This is a genomic window from Mesorhizobium sp. M1D.F.Ca.ET.043.01.1.1 (genome assembly GCF_003952385.1).
Lineage (GTDB): Bacteria > Pseudomonadota > Alphaproteobacteria > Rhizobiales > Rhizobiaceae > Mesorhizobium.
Window position 1 is genome coordinate 4035448 of record NZ_CP034444.1, and the last position, 17355, is coordinate 4052802.

Consider the following 17355-nt stretch of genomic DNA (forward strand, 5'->3'; position numbering starts at 1 on the left):
TTGCTGCTCGGTAGGGCTGCGGGCTGGCGAGTCTACCAAGGCGAGCAACGACAGGCGAGACGGCAGACATTACGTGACGGAACTTGATATTGCAGTGCAGCAAGCGTAGAGCACCGCGCGCTTATCGGAGTGTCGTCCATGGCCCTTACCAATGCTGGTAACGAGGCAGAACCTGTCGAACAATCGAGCCATTCTGAGGTCGAGCAGCACAGCACCAAGGCGCTGATGTCGGGCGCACTAGGTGTCGTTTATGGCGATATAGGCACCAGCCCGATCTATGCATTTCGCGAGGCGTTGCATGCATCAGCGGGTGGCAACGTCGCCAGCCGTGGCGACATCCTCGGCGTACTCTCGCTGATCATCTGGTCCCTGACGATCACCGTGACGATCAAATACATCATGTTCGTGCTCCGCGCCGACAATCGAGGCGAGGGCGGAGTGCTGTCGCTTATGGCGCTGGCGCGCAACAGTTTCCCGACCTGCTCTGCGGTGATCCTCGGCATCGGCATCGGCATCGGCATCGTCGGCGCGGCGCTTTTTTTTGGCGACGCCGTCATTACGCCGGCAATCTCGGTACTGTCGGCGGTCGAAGGTATGAATGTCGTCACGCCGACGTTCCAGCCCTATGTGGTGCCGCTGACACTGGCCATCCTGGCGATCGTGTTTGCGGTACAGCGGTTTGGCACCGGCGGCGTAGGATTGGTGTTCGGACCCGTTACCGCGCTGTGGTTCCTGGCCATCGGCCTTTCCGGGCTCAACCACATCATGGACGACCCGGAAATCCTGCTGGCAATCAGCCCGCATTACATCGTGTCGTTCCTGGTCAACTCGCCTGACGTCGCCTTCGTTACGGTTGGTGCAGTCTTCCTCGCCGTCACCGGAGCCGAGGCGCTCTACGCCGACCTCGGCCATTTCGGCCGCAAGCCGATCGTGCTCGCCTGGCTGGCGATCGTGTTCCCTTGTCTGTTGCTCAATTATGTCGGGCAAGGCGCCTTCGTGCTGGCAAATGGCGGCGTTGTCGGTCATCCGTTCTTCGAGATGAACCAGGGCTGGACGCTTATTCCGATGGTCGTGCTTGCCACGGCGGCGACCGTGATCGCCTGCCAGGCGGTGATCTCCGGCGCCTTTTCGCTGACCAGGCAAGCGGTACAGCTCAACATGCTGCCGCGTTTCGTCATCCAGCACACGTCGGAAAAACAGTCGGGCCAGATCTATCTGCCGCGCATCAACCTGATGCTGGCGCTGGTGGTGATGCTGCTGGTGGTCGGCTTCGGCGAATCCAGCCGGCTGGCCTCGGCCTACGGTATTTCGGTGACCGGCAATATGCTGGTGACGAACATACTGCTTTTTGTTGTGATGACGCGCATCTGGAAATGGCCGCTCGGCGTCGCGATAGCCTTAATGGCGGTGTTCGTCTTCATCGATACCGGCTTCTTTGCAGCTAACATCGTCAAGGTATTCGAAGGCGGCTGGGCCTCGCTTGCCATTGCCGCAGTGATCGTGATGACCATGTGGACTTGGATAAGAGGCAGCAGGTATCTATTTGACAAGACGCGCAGGAACCAGATTCCGCTCGATTTCCTTGCGGGCAATCTGTTGAAGAAGAAACCGCAGCTGGTGTCCGGTACGGCCGTGTTCCTGACCAGCGATCCCGCCAGTGCGCCGACCGCGTTGATGCACAGCCTGAAGCACTACAAGGCGCTGCACGAACAGAACGTCATCCTCTCTGTGGTGACGGCGCAGCAGCCCGTGGTGCCCGACAGCGAGCGGATCAAGATGGAAACGATCAATGAGCTGTTCATGCGGGTGACACTGACCTTCGGCTACATGGAACAGCCTAACATCCCGCGTGCGCTGGCGATCTGCCGCAAGCAGGGTTGGAAGTTCGACATCATGACGACGTCCTTCTTCCTGTCGCGTCGCTCGCTCAAGGCGTCACCCAACTCCGGCATGCCGGTGTGGCAGGACAAGCTGTTCATCGGCTTGGCGCGCACGGCCGCCGACGCGACGGAGTATTTCCAGATCCCGACCGGACGTGTGGTCGAGATCGGAACGCAAGTGGCCGTTTAGGTATGCCCGGTTAAGCAGAATCAATTGGCATTTCGCGAGCCGGTGAATGCCTGACCGGGCGGAGGCCACGATGCTTGCGCCAAACTGGGGTCCGGTTCCAGGCCTGAAGCTTCCGGCCCCGAAAGCCGTCCTTTACGCCTGCGATCATTTCCGTTCCGCATTGTCTTGCCGACCCACCAGTCGAGATGCGCTGAAACGACCTCGCCGGGCAGCAACTTATCATTTGAACCTAATCGATGTGCCGCAAGTCCGACCTTCATTCTTCAGTTCACAGGCTAGCGTTGCCAAAATCGGCGTGCCGCCTAACCGGCGCCGCACCGTGACCTGTCAGGATGCTATGCAGGCGCGAGGCAGAAGCTGGCTCGAGGCCGCCGGCCTGGTGCTGGTCCGGCAGCGGCCGGGCTCGGCCAAAGGCTTCATGTTCCTCTGGAGGATGAGACGGGTGCGGCAAACGTCGTCGTCTGGGTCAAGATCTCTCGAGAAATTCCGGCGCGTGCTTCTTGCTTCGGCCATGCTCGGCGTCCGCGGACGCATCCGACGGAAGAGGAGGTGGTGCACCTCGTCGCCCACGAGCTGACCGATCTGTCGGCCGGGCTGGCCAGCGTGGGAAACCGCAAGACGCCGTTTCCGTTGCCGCACGGCCGAGGGACGAGGCTCATCACGGCGGATCGGGCATCGATCCGCGCGGCATGCCGAAGGGGCGCGACATCGTCGATGCAGTATGACCATATCGACCCTATCAAGTTCAAGACGCGTAACTTCCGGTAGCGCTTCCGGAGGCCACTTCAGCAGCATGTTGTGCACACTTTTGTCGGACCCTGTTAACTGCCGATTGGCAGCAGGTCACCCCGTGCCGGATCCCAAATGTCGTCGCTCTCAAGCGCAACGACTGCCCGCACCCTTTTTAAGTCAGCGAGCACCTCCACCGCCGGACGCCGCCCCGTTTCCTGAGCCGCGGCGTAACGGGTGTATTTGTGACTGTCCGGCTCAAACCACTTCAACGATTCCAAAGTAGCCATGGCATCGCCCTTGCGGCTGCGCGTGATGCGAATGATCGGGATCCCATCCTAAGCGCTCGCGTCGAATGGAGACACGCTGCCAACGCTTCATCTGCTCTACCCCATCTTTGTTCCAAGGCGGTCGGATCATCTCAATGAGCCCTGCCTCGGGGTGGCCAAAGCATGCATATTTATCGTTCGGCCCCGCATCGAATTATCATCTGCGATGTGGGACTCGATCTTGGGTTGGCGACGGCTTCGCTCCGGGAGTAGACGTCGGACCACTGATAAGTGCCGGACCTTCTCCACAATTTCTCGGCGGACTCATCGTGAACGCTCGATTGGACGTAAATGCGGTTCGCGGAAACGCAGGTCTGGCCGGCATTGCGGAACTTCGCCTGGACCGCACCGTCAACAGCACCGTCAATGTCGGCATCATCGAAGATGATGAAAGGTGCATTGCCGCCGGTTTCAAGGCTGACCTTCTTGATCTGGTCAGAGCACTGACGCATCAGCAGCCGTCCGACCTCGTTCGAACCGGTAAAGCTGATCTTTGGAATTGGTGCAGAGTTCACGGCCCACGCGATCACCTTCGGACGCATAGATCAGGTTGACCACGCCATCGGGAAAGCCGGCCTGATGGCGAGAGCAAACATTGCACCTAGCCACGCCACGATAAGATCGAGCGCGGCTTCGTTGCGTGCGGGTCTGTGGTCAGTGGAGGGCGGAGGAAAAGCGCTCGGCGTGCTCGCCCTCGCGATACCACTGGTTCGCGCCGGCAAGCGCCAGTTTCTGAGGCAAATCGCCGAACAGCTGGTAGAGCCTTACTCTCAGGGCTTGGCATCTATGTCGCCTACGACCGCCACATGCAGCCCGTCGCGTGCGAAAGCGGCTTTGTGGAAGGCGCTTAGATCGGAGGGCGTTACGCTAGTCAGCCTCCCTTGGGCGGTCTCGAATACGGATGCGTGCGTAGATTCCGCGCCGCCAGGCCAGCTCGGCGATCGCATGAGGTTCGCGCTCATTGGCAATGATTTCGGAGAGAAGCTGGGCGCGTATGCGGTCGAAAAGTGCTGGTGTAGCCGGATGCGGGTCCCGCCGCCGAGAATGTCGGCCAGCAGTCGAGCGCCGCGGCCCCGCACCAGGGACCGCCCATGAATGACTCATGCGAGGCGTCTCAAGGCTGTCCGCGATCCAGCGCCAGATCTCCGCCTCGCCCGAGACGCGCAGAGCTGGCCGGTTGTGCAGGAGCCGTCGGCAATATCCGCCTTCCTCGTTCGGATGGGTAACGCTTGCGATACGGAGTCTTGACTTTGGCAGTCGCTCTGTGACATTACCTATATAAAGTTCGAAAGAAGGCGATATGGATCATGCATAGGTCACAGAGACCCGAATGAAGGCAACGTATAAACGCACCTATTCGCGCTACGCGATGGAAGCGCTTGGCCTTTTCGGTAAGACCATCCGGCTTGGCCGGATGCAGCACCGGTTAACCGCACAGGAGTTAGCCGAGAGAATCGGTGTTTCACGCAGCACCCTGCAGCGCATCGAGAAGGGCGATCCCAAAGTCGAAATCGGACTGATGTTCGAAGCTGCTGCCATTGTCGGTGTGAAGCTGTTCGATGCCGACGGCAATGGCATCACAGCCCTCACAGGCCGCATGGACGATCGCATCGCGCTGCTGCCGAAGCACGTCTACAAGGCCGGCAAGCAGATCGTCGATGAGTTCTAAGGTCCCCAAGTACGACGAAGCCTATGTCTGGGTCTGGCTGCCGGGCGAGACCGCGCCGGTTGTCGCCGGGCGGCTATATGCCCATGACGGACTCGTCAGCTTCAACTATGGCAGGAGCTTTCGTGAACTGGGAAGCGCGATCCCGCTTTATCTCCCGGAACTGCCCCTGAAGGCAGGCGAATTGCCTTTGCTTCCTGGCCTAACCATGCCGGGATGCATCCGCGATGCTGCCCCTGATGCCTGGGGACGACGGGTTATCCTAAACCGCAAATTCGGTGTGAAGGGCGATGAAATCGCGCGGCTCGATATTTCAGAACTGACGTTCTTGCTGGAATCAGGCTCGGACCGCATCGGCGCGCTCGATTTTCAGTTTTCGCCAATGCATTACGAGCCGCGCGCACTGGCCAATGCCACTCTCGAAGAGCTTGTCCAATCGGCGGAGCGGGTAGAGAAAGGTATTCCGCTCACCCCCGAATTAGATCAGGCGCTGCATCACGGCAGCTCGATCGGCGGCGCAAGGCCAAAGGCGCTGATCGAGGGTGACGCCGTCAAGCATGTCGCGAAATTTTCCTCGTCTGCCGACCTTTACAGCGTCGTCAAAGGAGAATTCATAGCCATGCGGCTTGCCGCCTTGTGCGGCATCAGAGCGGCATCCGTCTCGCTCGTTCGCGCCGCAGGCAACGACGTGTTGCTCGTCGAGCGATTCGACCGGATCAAGGTCACGGGCGGCTGGCAACGCAAATCCATGGTCTCAGCGCTGACGATGCTCGCGCTCGATGAGATGATGGCGCGTTACGCCAGCTACCAGGATTTGGCGGAGATCATTCGCCACCGATTCACCGCGCCGTCGGAAACTCTGCGCGAGTTGTTCAGCCGCATTGTCTTCAACATACTTTGCGGCAACACCGACGATCATGCCCGCAACCATGCGGCATTCTGGGACGGCGCTAAGCTCACCCTCACGCCTGCGTACGATATTTGTCCGCAGGCCCGCAGTGGCCAGGAGGCCAGCCAGGCCATGCTCATCAGCGGCAATAACCGCATGAGCCGGATAGCGTCCTGCCTTGAAGCGGCGCATCACTTCCTGCTCAGCGCGCCGGAAGCTCTTGCGATTGTTGAAGGCCAGCTCCGATGCATTGCGGAGAATTGGCCGCGTGTCAGCGAGGAAGCTACGCTATCCGGCACAGATCGCAATCTGTTCTGGGGCCGACAGTTCCTCAATCCCTACGCTTTTACGGCGCTGGAAGGAAGCGCCGACGTTCTCCGCGCTCTGGCTGACGAACTACGCAACAGTGTTCACGCCTGATCCGGCGCTGGATTTCGGACAAGCTCGGCAAGCGCAAGACGCCCACAATATCGACAACCCTTGCCGTGCCAGGACGAAGATTGAACAAACGGCTCTTCAACAGTGACAACGTGCACTGCGGAGAGATGTGGAGCTGACACCGCAAAAGCCCAAGACGCGCGACTTCCCGCGATACAACTCCACATAACTGAGCGTCTACAAGCGGTGCAGCCAGCCAAACATCCAGCCATCAAAGCGATGATCGTCTGATCTTTTGCCGATGACATCACGTCGGGGAAGCCTTGTTCGAGCGCTTGCCGCTTCATATCGATACCGGCCTGGGCGTAGCGCATCGTTAGTTCAGCCCGAGTGGCCTGGCCATCGACTGATGGTGGCGATGTCAACACCCGCCTTGACGAGGTGGATGGCCGTCGTGTCCCGCAAAGGGCGATGATGGATGCTTTTTTCCGCCATGGTGGTTCCTTCGCCCGCAGCCATGTGTGCGCAGCAAGTATGGAACACCGAACCGGGTGAGCAGTGTGGGGCGGTCGTTGCTTTGCTCGGCGGGACAGGGCGATACCAGACGAAGGTCACAATCGAAGATTCAGGATCCCTGAACTCGTGCATCCGTATTGAACATCAGCGAAAACAGAGCGTAATCCCGCTGTCCAGAAGGCGTGCGGCGGACGATACGCGCCAGGACGCTCTTGATTTCCGGGCTCATCGAGATATTCGACAGGTGCCACCCACGCGCCCTCTTGAAGGGAAGTGTCACCACCAGTTGCAGCGTATCCTAATATTCGGGGTGCTCCGAAATCAGGAACCGCGCAAAGGCATCCATCGCCGCCAGCCTTGCATTGCGGGTCGCAACTGCCACGCTCGACCTCAAGTGATGTGAGAAAGCTGCCCATCCTGTCGGTATTGATGTCGGAGACCGCTTCTTTCAAGAATATCTTCCCGCTCTCCCGCGGCATGAGCCCGTGGCATGCTTCGGCCCAATGCTGTGGATTGATGTTTCTTCATGCCACAACCTCGCTGACGAGACCGCCGAAAGCCCCTTCAAAGCGGTCGGTGGCGATCTCTCGCAGCTTTGGAAGGTAGTGCATTGATTTTTCGTGGAATGGGGACCCTGTTTAAAGGGTGATTTTCGTCCAAACGGGACCCTTTAACGATGGGGTCATCAAGATGCCTCCGGCTTGATCGGAGGCATTTGTGTTTTGGATGTTGGTTTTAGAGACGATTGCAAAGATACGTCGGCTGTCGCTGGTCCAGGGGAAGTCGATCAAGGCGATCTGCCGTGAGCTGAAGATCTCGCGCAAGGTGGTGCGCAAGGTCCTGCGTTCTGAGCAGACGGAGTTCCGCTACGAGCGCAAGCACCAGCCCTATCCCCGCATGGGAGCTCGGCGTGAGACGCGGGACCGGCTGCTGTCGGCGAATGCGGCCAAGCCGCAGCGGGAGCGGCTGCCGGTCGCTTCGACGGCTTCCACTGCATTCCCCCGTCGGTGTCGAAGACCTGCACGGTGCGCTTCGACAACAACAAATACTCGGTGCTGTCGAGTGCCGTCGGTCGGCCCGTCGAGATCCATGCTTATGTCGATCGGATCGCATCCGCCAGAGGATGGCGTGGTCGTGGGAGAACACGTTCGCTCCTTTGGCCGCAACGAGGTCGTCTACGATCCCTGGCACACGGCGCGCGCCGTTCCTTAGCTGGGTCGTGCGGTCGGCAATGGAGAAGGTGCGGCGCAGCTCAAGGCGGTTGATGACGTCGACCGGCAGATGGTGTTGATCCTCACCTGGGTGCTGACCGACGGATTGAGCGCGGTCGAGGCCGCCTGTCAGGAAGCCATCGAGCACGGTGCATCGTCGGCGCCGGTGATCCTCAACATCCTGGCCCGCAGCCGCGATCCGGCGCCGGGCACGATCCTTTCCATTCCCCAAGCGCTGAAGCTAGCTCACGAGTGTCGCCGACTGCACCCGCTATGACAGTCTCAGGAGGACAAACAGCCATGGAACGCACCGAGGTACTGGAACTGATGGGAGCGCTGAAGCTCTACGGAATGCGCAGAGCCTATGACGAGATCATGGGCGCGTCGCCATCAAGCGACGGCACGAGCCGCCCAGGATTGTCGGTGATCTCTTGCAGGCCGAGATATCGGAGAAGCAGGCCCGCTCCATCAAATACCAGTTCGCTGTCGCCAAGTTGCCGCTGGCCAAGGACATCGACGACTTCGACTTCGCCGACACGCCGGTCACCCCCTGATGCGCGATCTCGCCCGGCCGCGCCTTCGTCGCCGATCAGCGCAACATCGTCCTGGTCGGCCGCCTTCACGGGTCACCCAACTCGCGCGGAAGGTCGACCGCATTGCGACGGGCGCGTGTCGACTTCCCAACAATGTCAGACAGGAGACGCAACGCTATCGGAGCGATCGCATTGCCCGAAACGATTTTCCCAGTTGGCACGACAATTGCGGTCCTATGCGCAAAAGCAAACTAGACCTGAGAGCCGCACCGCATGAATGTAGCCTCCCAATATCTGCCGCTTGTGGCGCATCACGAAGCCGGGCACGCGGTGGCCGCCATCGTTTTGCACCGTCAGACGTTCGACGACGACCGTGAACTCCCTGCTTTCTCAAGTGTTAGTATTTACCCCGACGCCGGTGACGGAGAGTGCGGTGGTGTTGTCGAAGGCGCGGGTTTTTATTCAGCGCAAGGATTCACCTCGAAGCGAAAGCCGATTTTCGAGGACGATATGGATCGATGTTTGGAACGCGATGATGCGATCCGGGAGATAGTTGCGTGTCTGGCAGGTCCTTTTGCAGACTCCGCATTCGAAGGCTATCTGGACCCGCGCGATATGGCGATGAATGCGTCCGATGGGAATGAGGGGAGCTGCGACTACGCGGATGCCAAGCGAATCTATGGTGAGTTGCGGTTCCTGATGCCGCGCCGCCCCGATTGGGGGCGGATCGAAGATTGCACGGCCCGGCTAGTACTCGATCACTGGTCGGCCATCGAAGCATTGGCCGCGCATTTGCTGGTCAAGCATGATCTCCAATTCGATGAGGCTCTGACGATTGTTGCGCCGCATCTTCCGCCCATGCCAGCAGCTACGCCGCCAGAGCGTCATCCGCAGCCTGCTTGATCAGCCATTCGATGTGATTTGACCACATCTGCAACACCTCGCGCTTCTCCTTGACTTTGCTATAGAGATTGTAGATTTCGCCAATGTCTGTCAAGGACGCCGCCTTGTGATTCAGTATGTGCTCGATGACGTGTGGCAATACCTGCCGCCTGCCGAGATTTGTCGCGAGCGTCCTGCGCAGATCGTGAAGGGTCCAGTTCTCCAAAGCCACCCCGTCAGTATTGACCTTGCCGTCTAGAGCCTTCTTGCCCTTCGCGTAGCCTGAGAAGTGGCTTCTTTCGTTGCCCCTCGCAGGGAAAAAAACGTGTCATTGGTCTTCGGTACCGTCTGGGGGACCGACACCGCCAGTGTGGGCAGCGGAATAAGCGTAGGCTCTTCGTTCTTCGTGCGGTCACCCGATAGTTCCATGTTCCGGCTTCAAGGTTGAGGACCAACGCATCGCGGCAACTTCCGTACGCCTCTGTCCGGTCAGAATGAGCAGCTTGACGATGGAGCCGAACGAATAGCCGATATCGCCCGGTTCGGGCTCACAGCCCGTTCATATAGCCGCCAGTTCGGCATCGTTCACCACTCGCTTGCGCTTGACGATCGGGGCCGGATCCGGATTTTCCAATCCCTCGCGGGGAAACCGCGGATGAGCCGTTGCGGCGGTTTGCGACACCAGTTGAAAAATGCCCGCATACACCAGAAGGCCGTGTTAGCCGCTTGCGGGTGACCCCCGGCGACGATCTTCTTGGTGACGTTAGCAATGTCGGTGTCGATCACATGGTGGATAGAGCGACTCCCGAGGGCAGGCACAAGATACCGGTTCAGGCTGGCCTCGACCAGTGCGGTGTTTTGAGGGTCGTTACTCGGCGGCCTGGAGGTGACCGCCATCGCCGTCCTCGGTATCGTCAGCGCTGATATGCGCCTGATCGGCAAGGAAGGCTGGCAGTTCCGATGGAGCTATGCTGGAATTTGGGTGACGAGGCTGATCAAGCGGCGCTCTGCGGCTTCGTTTCGATGACCTGGATTCCGTCCAGGAACCTGGCACCTGCGATGAGTTTCGGCAACTGATTTTGTCCTTTCAATCGTCGCCACTTCCTGGCCGCGGCCAACAGCTTGAAGACCATCAGCTGGGCGGTTTTCGAGGATAGCGAGCCCTTGGTACGCACCGTGCGATAGCGAACGGTTGCAAAGACGCTTTCGATGGGATTGGACGTTCGCAGATGATCCCAGTGTTGGGCGGGGAAATCGTAGAGCGCCAGCGACGCAATATGATCTTTCGTCAGGCAGTCGACCGCCTTGGCATACGCCTCGGCCTCCATCTCGATCGCATGCGCAAGCAATTTGCGCGCGCCGCTGCGAAGTACATCCGTCAGGGTATCATCGATTTCGTCGGGCTGACGAAGGCGAACAATGTGTTGATAGTCTCGTTCATGGCGTATCACTCTCCTTGAGAGGTACTGGCAGGCTTCATCACCCGCCTCGATACGCCGCTCTCCTCAAGCCGCCATCATCCAGTTTCCGCCATGGCTCCCCCTGATTGATCCGCTTCACCTGTGCAACTGCACAGGCTGCCCTAGCGGGGAGATTGGCCTCCAATGGCGAAAGCTTGCCGCAGGAGACCCTCCGATGACCGTGCCTATGGCGCCGCCGCTACGACAACTTGCCGACAAGCAGCGTGCGATCCACTGCCGCGCTACTGCGCCTTCAAGGGACGTCTGGATCGCGACGCAGGAGCCGATGACTGTTACGGGATCAATTCCAGGTCGCGCTGGCCGTCGCTGTGCCAGTTCGACGGTCTGGTGGCAATTTGGGCACATCTTCTGTCGCCGACAGTGGCGATGGCTGACGCTTCAACGAAACGGGGTCTTCGACGTCTGCTGCCTACGCCGATGCTTTGCGAAGTGGCATAATGTTTCGACGCACGCAGGCGCGGGCAGGGGATGTCAGTCATGAATCTCCTGACTGGCGCGGATCAGGCCGATTGGCGGGATGAAAGATCATACGACTACACCGCTGGCCTGACGCTGCGGGAGTGGGCTTGGGAGTTCTTACGCCGCAATCCAGCGTTCCAGCGCGATCTGACCGCTGCGCGCCAGCATTGCAAGACTTGGTCTCTCCAATCCTTTCTCGATATGGTCGCGTCGGCCGGCGACCTGTCACGCTGGGGTGTTCTGTTTCGCGGAGTCTTGTGGCCGCGCTTCGGTCGTATTCTGGTGTCCGCTCTGGTGCGTCCATGTGCTGCCGGTCATTGCGGAACGGTTGCCTGCCTCGTCGCCGACACCGCCGTTCGAACTCTCGGCATTGCCCTGTCGTGCAATCGTCCTGCTGGCGCCCGACAAGAGCCAGCATGTTCTTCTTCGCAATGCGGACCACGCGCTGCAGCTCGCCGTCTCGGGCGCGAATATCCTCCACCCTGTTTGCCTGCATACGCAAGCCATCTGGCCCGCGGTGCTTTTAAAGCATCGACTGAGGGGACTGGAGTGCCTCAATGCTCTCAGTCTAGGGCAACAGTTGCCCCCCGCTTGTTTGCGCCGGAAAAGCGCGGCGTTCGTTTGTCCTTCGTTCTTCGTGCGCTCGACGGTTCGCTCGCCGGAGCACCTCATCGCGAGCTCGCCGAAGTTCTCATCGGTCAACGGCGCGTCCATGCCGACTGGGCGGATCCTCGCGATCATCTGCGCGACCGCATCCGTCGGGCCGTCTCGCGTGGCCGCGCGCTCATGAATGGTGGCTACAGAGATTTCCTAATTTGAAAAGCGACAGTCCGCGCTGTGCGTCGGTGGATGAACGTTCGCTCGCAGCTGTACCCGTCACCAACAGTTCGCCCGCCGACAGGACTGCATGGCGCCTTGCAAGTGCGCTCTGGTCTAGCTTGTCGATGCCGAAAATGAGATGGGCGAGGGTGCCAAGGCGGTGGTTCATTAGGGCCGGCCTCGACCTGGACGCACATCATTGGTCGGAAAGCGGCGTGCACCGCAATGTCGCCATAGCAGCCAAGATCCTTTGAGTCCGGACCTGCAGTCCTGTTGGACCGGCGGGTGCAACAATATGGAGGGATTTGAGGCCTCACACCGTTCCCTGGTCGACAGCTCGGTCAGACATAGCACCCACCGCTTGATTATGGAAATGGTGTGCCTGGAGTGCAGCGAGTAGCGGCTTGCTGCGCACTGTCCTAAGAATAGCAGTCATGACCCGTCTGGGGTTCTGCAACACGACGATTCAACCGCTTGGGCATTGTCGCATATCCCACAATGTAGAATGCGCAACAGGGCAAAAGCTGATCCATCGGCGGTTTATCAATGCTTTTTGGCTTGGCACGGCACATGCAACGCAATCGGCAAAAGGCGCACGAACTGAGTGGCCCATCGGCCCTAGGAGCGCTGATTTATGCCCTCCCAAGGCATGTCCGGCCCGGCAGCGAGCTCAGTCTCCTGCCGGGCATCCGTGTTTCAGGTCAACGGCGTTTGGAACTTCCAATTAGGTGGCGGCATTGACCGCAGGCCGCCCCCCGGTGGGGCGGAGAGACAGTGCAGCAGGTTTCAAATCCCGCCCATGCAAAGATATTTCATTTCCAGATAGTCCTCGAGGCCATGACGGGAACCCTCCCGCCCGATGCCGGATTGTTTGATCCCGCCAAACGGTGCCGCCTCCGAGGACATGCGTCCCGTGTTGATGCCAACCATGCCATATTCCAGAGCCTCTGCCACACGCCAGACCCGCTTCAGGTTTGAGGCATAGAAGTATGCGGCGAGGCCGTAGATCGTGTCATTGGCCTCGCGCACGACCTGATCCGCATCGTTGAAGCGAATGATCGGCGCGAGCGGCCCGAATGTCTCCTCTTGCGCGACTGCCATGACGCTGGAAATCTCGGTGAGGACCGTGGGTTCGAAAAACGTGCCATTCTTGCCGATACGCTGGCCCCCGCATCGTATTGTGCCGCCTTTCGCAATGGCATCTGCGATGTGAGACTCGATCTTGGCCAGAGCATGCTTGTCGATGAGCGGTCCGATGTCCACTCCGGCATCGAATCCGTCGCCAACCGACAAGTGCCGGATTCTTTCCACGAATTTCTTGACGAACTCATCGTGAACGCTCGATTGGACGTAAATGCGGTTCGCGGAAACGCAGGTCTGGCCGGCATTGCGGAACTTCGCCTGGACCGCACCGTCAACAGCACCGTCAATGTCGGCATCATCGAAGATGATGAAAGGTGCATTGCCGCCGAGTTCAAGGCTGACCTTCTTGATCTGGTCAGAGCACTGACGCATCAGCAGCCGTCCGACCTCCGTCGAACCGGTGAAGCTGATCTTTCGAATCTTGGAATTGGTGCAGAGTTCACGGCCCACGCGATCACCTTCGGACGCATAGATCAGGTTGACCACGCCATCGGGAAAGCCGGCCTGATGGGCGAGGGCGAACATTGCGCCAGCCACAAGCGGCGTCTGTTCAGCGGGCTTGAGCACGATTGTGCAGCCCGCAGCCAAGGCCGGCGAGATTTTGCGCGCCACCATGGAGGCCGGGAAATTCCATGGCGTGATCGTGCCAACAACGCCGATGGGCTGCTTGATCACTAGCATTCGGCGGTCTGTCGAGGGTGCCGAGATCGTCTCCCCATAGACGCGATTGGCCTCTTCGGCATACCATTGCAGATACGCCGCCGCATGCGATACCTCTGAAATGGCTTCGGCAAGCGGCTTGCCCATTTCCGCAGTCAGAATCGCGGCGAGATCGCCTGCATGGTCGATGATCAGCTGATGCCATCGCCAAAGAACGTCGCTACGTTCTCGGGCCGTCAACGCGGCCCATCCCGACTGCGCAACATAGGCCTTGTCTACCGCAGCACGTGTCTCCTCCACGCCCATATCGGGAAGCTCTGCCAAAACTTCGCCGGTCGACGGATTGACGACCTCGAACGTCTTATTGCCAACTGGTCTGCCGAGTGCCGGCAGGCGGTCGATGGCTCCAAACAGGTGCGGGGATTTCAGGCGACGGATCATCGGCAGGCACAGGGGCAATACCGGATTCCTCCTCAACGCAGCGAACATCCAGGTCGACGGGCCGTCAGTGTGTATTCTGCACCAGTGGGTTCGTCGTAGGGCCTCGGCAAAGCAGCTGGTAGACCACGCTAGCCCGATGAAAAGACAGCAGTTTCGTTAGTTTGAGTGCCCGCGGTTCATCAATTGATGGATTAAGCAGTCGGATGTTTGCTTCATCCACCATGCCTGCTGGTGGCGTGCGACTGAATTCTGCAAAAAGGCGGCATACATGCTGAGGAGCGCCATTTCGGCGAGAGGCCGCCGGACCGCCAATGCCGCGCAAGGTCGGCGAAAACGACTCCGCGCGTCTGCATGATCTGCTTGGCCCACGGGCCTCCAACGCTCTTCCCACGAGAAGCCCCGATGAAGAAGGAAGGTGTGATGAGTTTCTTTACTCATCCTTGCCGCCCAGCGGCGGGCCGACCACCAAAATGGCGGGCTCGGCCGAAAGCAGCTTTTTGGCCGCCGCCTTGACCTGTTTGAGCGTCACCCGACCGATGCTGCGGGCGCGACGCTGGTTGTAGTCGACGTCGGCCTTGTGAATCTGCAAATCCAGGAGCCGGTCTGCAATCGAGCGGGTCGAGCCCAGTTGGTCGATGGCATAGGCGCCGATCAGGTGCTTCTTCGCCGCCTTGAGCTCGGCCCCGGTCGGTCCTTGCTGCGCCATCTGCTTTACCACATCTCGCACGATGCTCAGTGTTTGGGCAGCGCAGTCCGAGCGTGTCTCTGTCGTAACCAGAAGCGAGTCAAGGGTTAGTTCAGAGCTGACGTGATAGGCAAGGCCGCGTTTTTGACGTACCTCCTCGTAAAGGCGGGAAGTCAAGTATGAGCCGCCAAGGATGTCGTTCAGCAGCACGGCCGCGTAGAAATCCGGCGCGCTAGGCTTCACGCCAGGCCAGGCCAACGTCAGCGAAGTCTGCGGCAGGTCGTAGTTCTCCTCCACCAGTTGACCGAGTTTCGGCGCGACATCGTAGACGGGGACGAGGGTTTGTTGCTCAGGCAAATCACCAAACAGCTGGTCAAGCCTTTCCCTCAACGTGTTCGCGTCAATGTCACCCACCACGGCAATATGGAGCCCGTCGCGAGCGAAAATGGCCTGGTGGAAGGCGCGGAGGTCGGACGGCGTGATGCCGGGGAGGCTCTCTTTTGTGCCTTCTCCCGGCCTTGAACAAGGATGCGCGCCATAGATCGCGCGCAGCCATTTGCGCTGAGCGATGGCGTTAGGGTCTCGCTCGCTGCCGACGATGCGGGAGACAATCTCGGCGCGGACGCGATCGATCGGCCCCTGCTCGAAGCGCGGCGCGTTCAGCGCGAGCCGAAGCAGGCCGAACGCCGCGTCCTGCTTTTTGGAAAGCATGCACATCGATCCGTAGATGTCGTCGCTTTGCGCGTCCAAACTCATTTCGGCGCCGGCATGGTCGAGCTTCACCTGGAAGGCACCGCTGTCGTAATGGCCAGCGCCTTCGATGAACAGGCCGGCCATCAGTTTGGCCATCCCCTCCTTCCCGACCGGGTCCTGCTTGGTGCCGCCCTTGAAGGCAAAGCCGATGTTGACGATTTCCACTGTGTGGTCCTCCACCAGCCAGGCGATGATGCCCTTTTCGGACTTCACCTCCTGGATGTTCATCGCAGCATGGGGCCGAGCGCCGAGCGTCATCTCTTGATTCTCCGTCTTGGGCAAGAGATAGCCCGTGGTCGAACGGTCGAACGCGAGATAGCGGGCGGCAACTGCTTTGATTTGCTCGGGGGTAACCTTGCGGATGCGATTCGGCCGTTCCTCGACATCCTTCACGGTACCGCCGGTGGCCAGCGTCGAGCCGTAGATGCTGGCGAGCCAGTCCAGGTTGTCTTCCGCAAAGATCATATTGAGCAAATAGTGGTCCTTGGCCTTGCCTAGTTCCTCGTTGCTGACACCATCCTCGGCAATGCGGGCAACTTCGGCAGCGGCCGCCGCTTCGAGATCAGCCAGCTTGGCATCGCCGCGCGGTGCGCCATAGATGGCGAACTTGGTGTCGTCGAGCACAGTGCCCTGGAAATAGACGCGGGCGCTGGAAGCGATACCTTGCTGGACAGCGAGCGCCTGGTAGAGCCGGCCGCGGTTACCGCCGCCGAGAATTTCGGCCAGCAGGTCGAGCGCTTCGGCCTCGCCCGGCTTGGCGGTGTGGTAGGACGGCACCACCCACTGCGTCGAAAAACTGGGCACGCTGACGCGGGCGTCTGAGAGCGTGACGGTGCGCCTGGTGTTCTGCTCGGGCTCAACCGGCCGGATGCGCGGCGGCAGGTCAGGTCCGCGCGCCACCTTGCCATAGGTCTTTTCGGCCAGCGCCCGCACCGTGTCCGGTTCGACATCGCCGGCCACGATCAGCACGGAGTTGTTGGGCCAGTAGTACTTTTCATAGAAGACGGTGGCGTCGACGCGGTTCAGCTGCTCGATCTCCTGCATCCAGCCGATGATCGGGATGCGATAGGGGTGGTTCTGCCACAGCGTCGCGTCGATCTCCTCATGGAGAACGTCCTGCGGGTTGGTGTCGGTGCTTGAGCGGCGCTCCTCGATGACCACATCGCGCTCGGTCTTGACGACATCGTCGGTCAGGATGAGGTTTCGCATTCGGTCGGCCTCGAAGCTCATCATCAGCTCGAGCGCCGACGGCGCCACTGTCTGATAGAAGGCGGTGTAGTCGGAGGAGGTGAAGGCGTTGTTGGAGCCGCCGATCTCGAACACTGCGCGGTCGAATTCGCCGCCCGCATGGTTGGTCGTCGCCTTGAACATCAGATGCTCGAAGAAATGGGCGATGCCGGATTTGCCCGGCGGCTCGTCGGCGCTGCCGATCTTGTACCACACCATGTGGGTGACGATCGGCGCCCGGTGGTTGGGAATGACGACCACCTCCATGCCGTTGTCGAGCACGAAATCCCTCGCCTTGCCGTCCTCCCATGCGACGGGGATCGGAGCCGGCCCCGCGCCGACCAACTCGGACGCAACGGACGTCCTGCGAAGCCCATGAGTGCGGGGCTTGCTTGGTAGTTCTGGTAGGGAGAGTGGGGTTATGGGCTGCGTTCCTGGCAAAGTGATCTGTTCCTCATTTTGAAGGATCTATGTCTCCCGAACG

General features: G+C 60.0%; 9 protein-coding genes and 6 pseudogenes. 8 read left to right on the forward strand and 7 right to left on the reverse strand.

Translation table 11 applies throughout. From position 1 onward, the window contains the following. The first annotated feature begins 138 nt into the window (after nt 1-138). Both EJ067_RS19615 and EJ067_RS19620 read left to right on the forward strand, forming a co-directional pair. Entirely contained in the window at nt 139-2070 is a 1932-nt protein-coding gene (locus EJ067_RS19615) for a potassium transporter Kup (RefSeq protein WP_126080677.1), read from the forward strand. Nucleotides 2071-2377: 307 nt separating this feature from the next. Beyond that, a pseudogene (locus EJ067_RS19620) lies at nt 2378-2838 on the forward strand (OB-fold nucleic acid binding domain-containing protein); the annotation flags it as partial. Nucleotides 2839-3350: 512 nt separating this feature from the next. Here EJ067_RS19620 and EJ067_RS34660 read toward each other — a convergent pair. Continuing rightward, nucleotides 3351-3847 (reverse strand): annotated as a pseudogene (locus EJ067_RS34660) (aldehyde dehydrogenase family protein); the annotation flags it as partial. 611 nt (nt 3848-4458) lie between these two features. Here EJ067_RS34660 and EJ067_RS19635 point away from each other — a divergent pair. Both EJ067_RS19635 and EJ067_RS19640 read left to right on the forward strand, forming a co-directional pair. Further along, the gene (locus tag EJ067_RS19635; RefSeq protein ID WP_063169282.1) at nt 4459-4797 is read left to right on the forward strand and encodes a helix-turn-helix transcriptional regulator; all 339 of its coding nucleotides are present in this window, start codon (nt 4459-4461) and stop codon (nt 4795-4797) included. Beyond that, entirely contained in the window at nt 4787-6103 is a 1317-nt protein-coding gene (locus EJ067_RS19640; protein ID WP_063169281.1) for a HipA domain-containing protein, read from the forward strand. Before EJ067_RS19635 ends, EJ067_RS19640 begins: the two co-directional genes overlap by 11 nt. A 569-nt stretch (nt 6104-6672) precedes the next feature. Here the strand turns inward: EJ067_RS19640 and EJ067_RS19645 are convergent. Further along, entirely contained in the window at nt 6673-7029 is a 357-nt protein-coding gene (locus EJ067_RS19645) for a hypothetical protein (protein ID WP_126080678.1), read from the reverse strand. A gap of 516 nt (nt 7030-7545) precedes the next feature. Here EJ067_RS19645 and EJ067_RS35470 point away from each other — a divergent pair. The 3 genes and pseudogenes from EJ067_RS35470 to EJ067_RS19660 all read left to right on the forward strand — a co-directional run. Next, nucleotides 7546-8078 (forward strand): annotated as a pseudogene (locus EJ067_RS35470) (IS21 family transposase); the annotation flags it as partial. A 10-nt stretch (nt 8079-8088) separates the two neighbouring features. Further along, a pseudogene (locus tag EJ067_RS35475) lies at nt 8089-8402 on the forward strand (ATP-binding protein); the annotation flags it as partial. Between the two features lie 192 nt (nt 8403-8594). Next, a complete protein-coding gene (locus tag EJ067_RS19660; RefSeq protein ID WP_126080679.1) occupies nt 8595-9224 on the forward strand; it encodes a hypothetical protein in 630 nt (209 codons plus the stop codon). Here EJ067_RS19660 and EJ067_RS19665 read toward each other — a convergent pair. Continuing rightward, on the reverse strand, nt 9190-9429 hold the full coding sequence (locus EJ067_RS19665; protein WP_165349974.1) for a hypothetical protein: 240 nt from the start codon (nt 9427-9429) through the stop codon (nt 9190-9192). The two genes, EJ067_RS19660 and EJ067_RS19665, sit on opposite strands and share 35 nt — an antisense overlap. A 769-nt stretch (nt 9430-10198) precedes the next feature. Continuing rightward, nucleotides 10199-10510: pseudogene (locus EJ067_RS19670) on the reverse strand (IS256 family transposase); the annotation flags it as partial. 834 nt (nt 10511-11344) lie between these two features. Between EJ067_RS19670 and EJ067_RS19675 the strand changes: the two are divergent. Further along, nucleotides 11345-11962, forward strand: coding sequence for a DUF2285 domain-containing protein (locus tag EJ067_RS19675; RefSeq protein WP_245460313.1), 618 nt, complete (start codon nt 11345-11347; stop codon nt 11960-11962). Nucleotides 11963-12748: 786 nt separating this feature from the next. On the opposite strand, the gene EJ067_RS19680 is transcribed toward EJ067_RS19675, so the two are convergent. The 3 genes and pseudogenes from EJ067_RS19680 to EJ067_RS19690 form a co-directional block, all read right to left on the reverse strand. Continuing rightward, complete coding sequence (locus EJ067_RS19680) at nt 12749-14224, reverse strand: NAD-dependent succinate-semialdehyde dehydrogenase (protein ID WP_095486045.1); 1476 nt, start codon at nt 14222-14224, stop codon at nt 12749-12751. A 412-nt stretch (nt 14225-14636) separates the two neighbouring features. Next, a complete protein-coding gene (locus EJ067_RS19685; RefSeq protein ID WP_236383468.1) occupies nt 14637-15902 on the reverse strand; it encodes a pitrilysin family protein in 1266 nt (421 codons plus the stop codon). Between the two features lie 9 nt (nt 15903-15911). After that, nucleotides 15912-17216: pseudogene (locus EJ067_RS19690) on the reverse strand (pitrilysin family protein); the annotation flags it as partial. Nucleotides 17217-17355 lie beyond the last annotated feature (139 nt).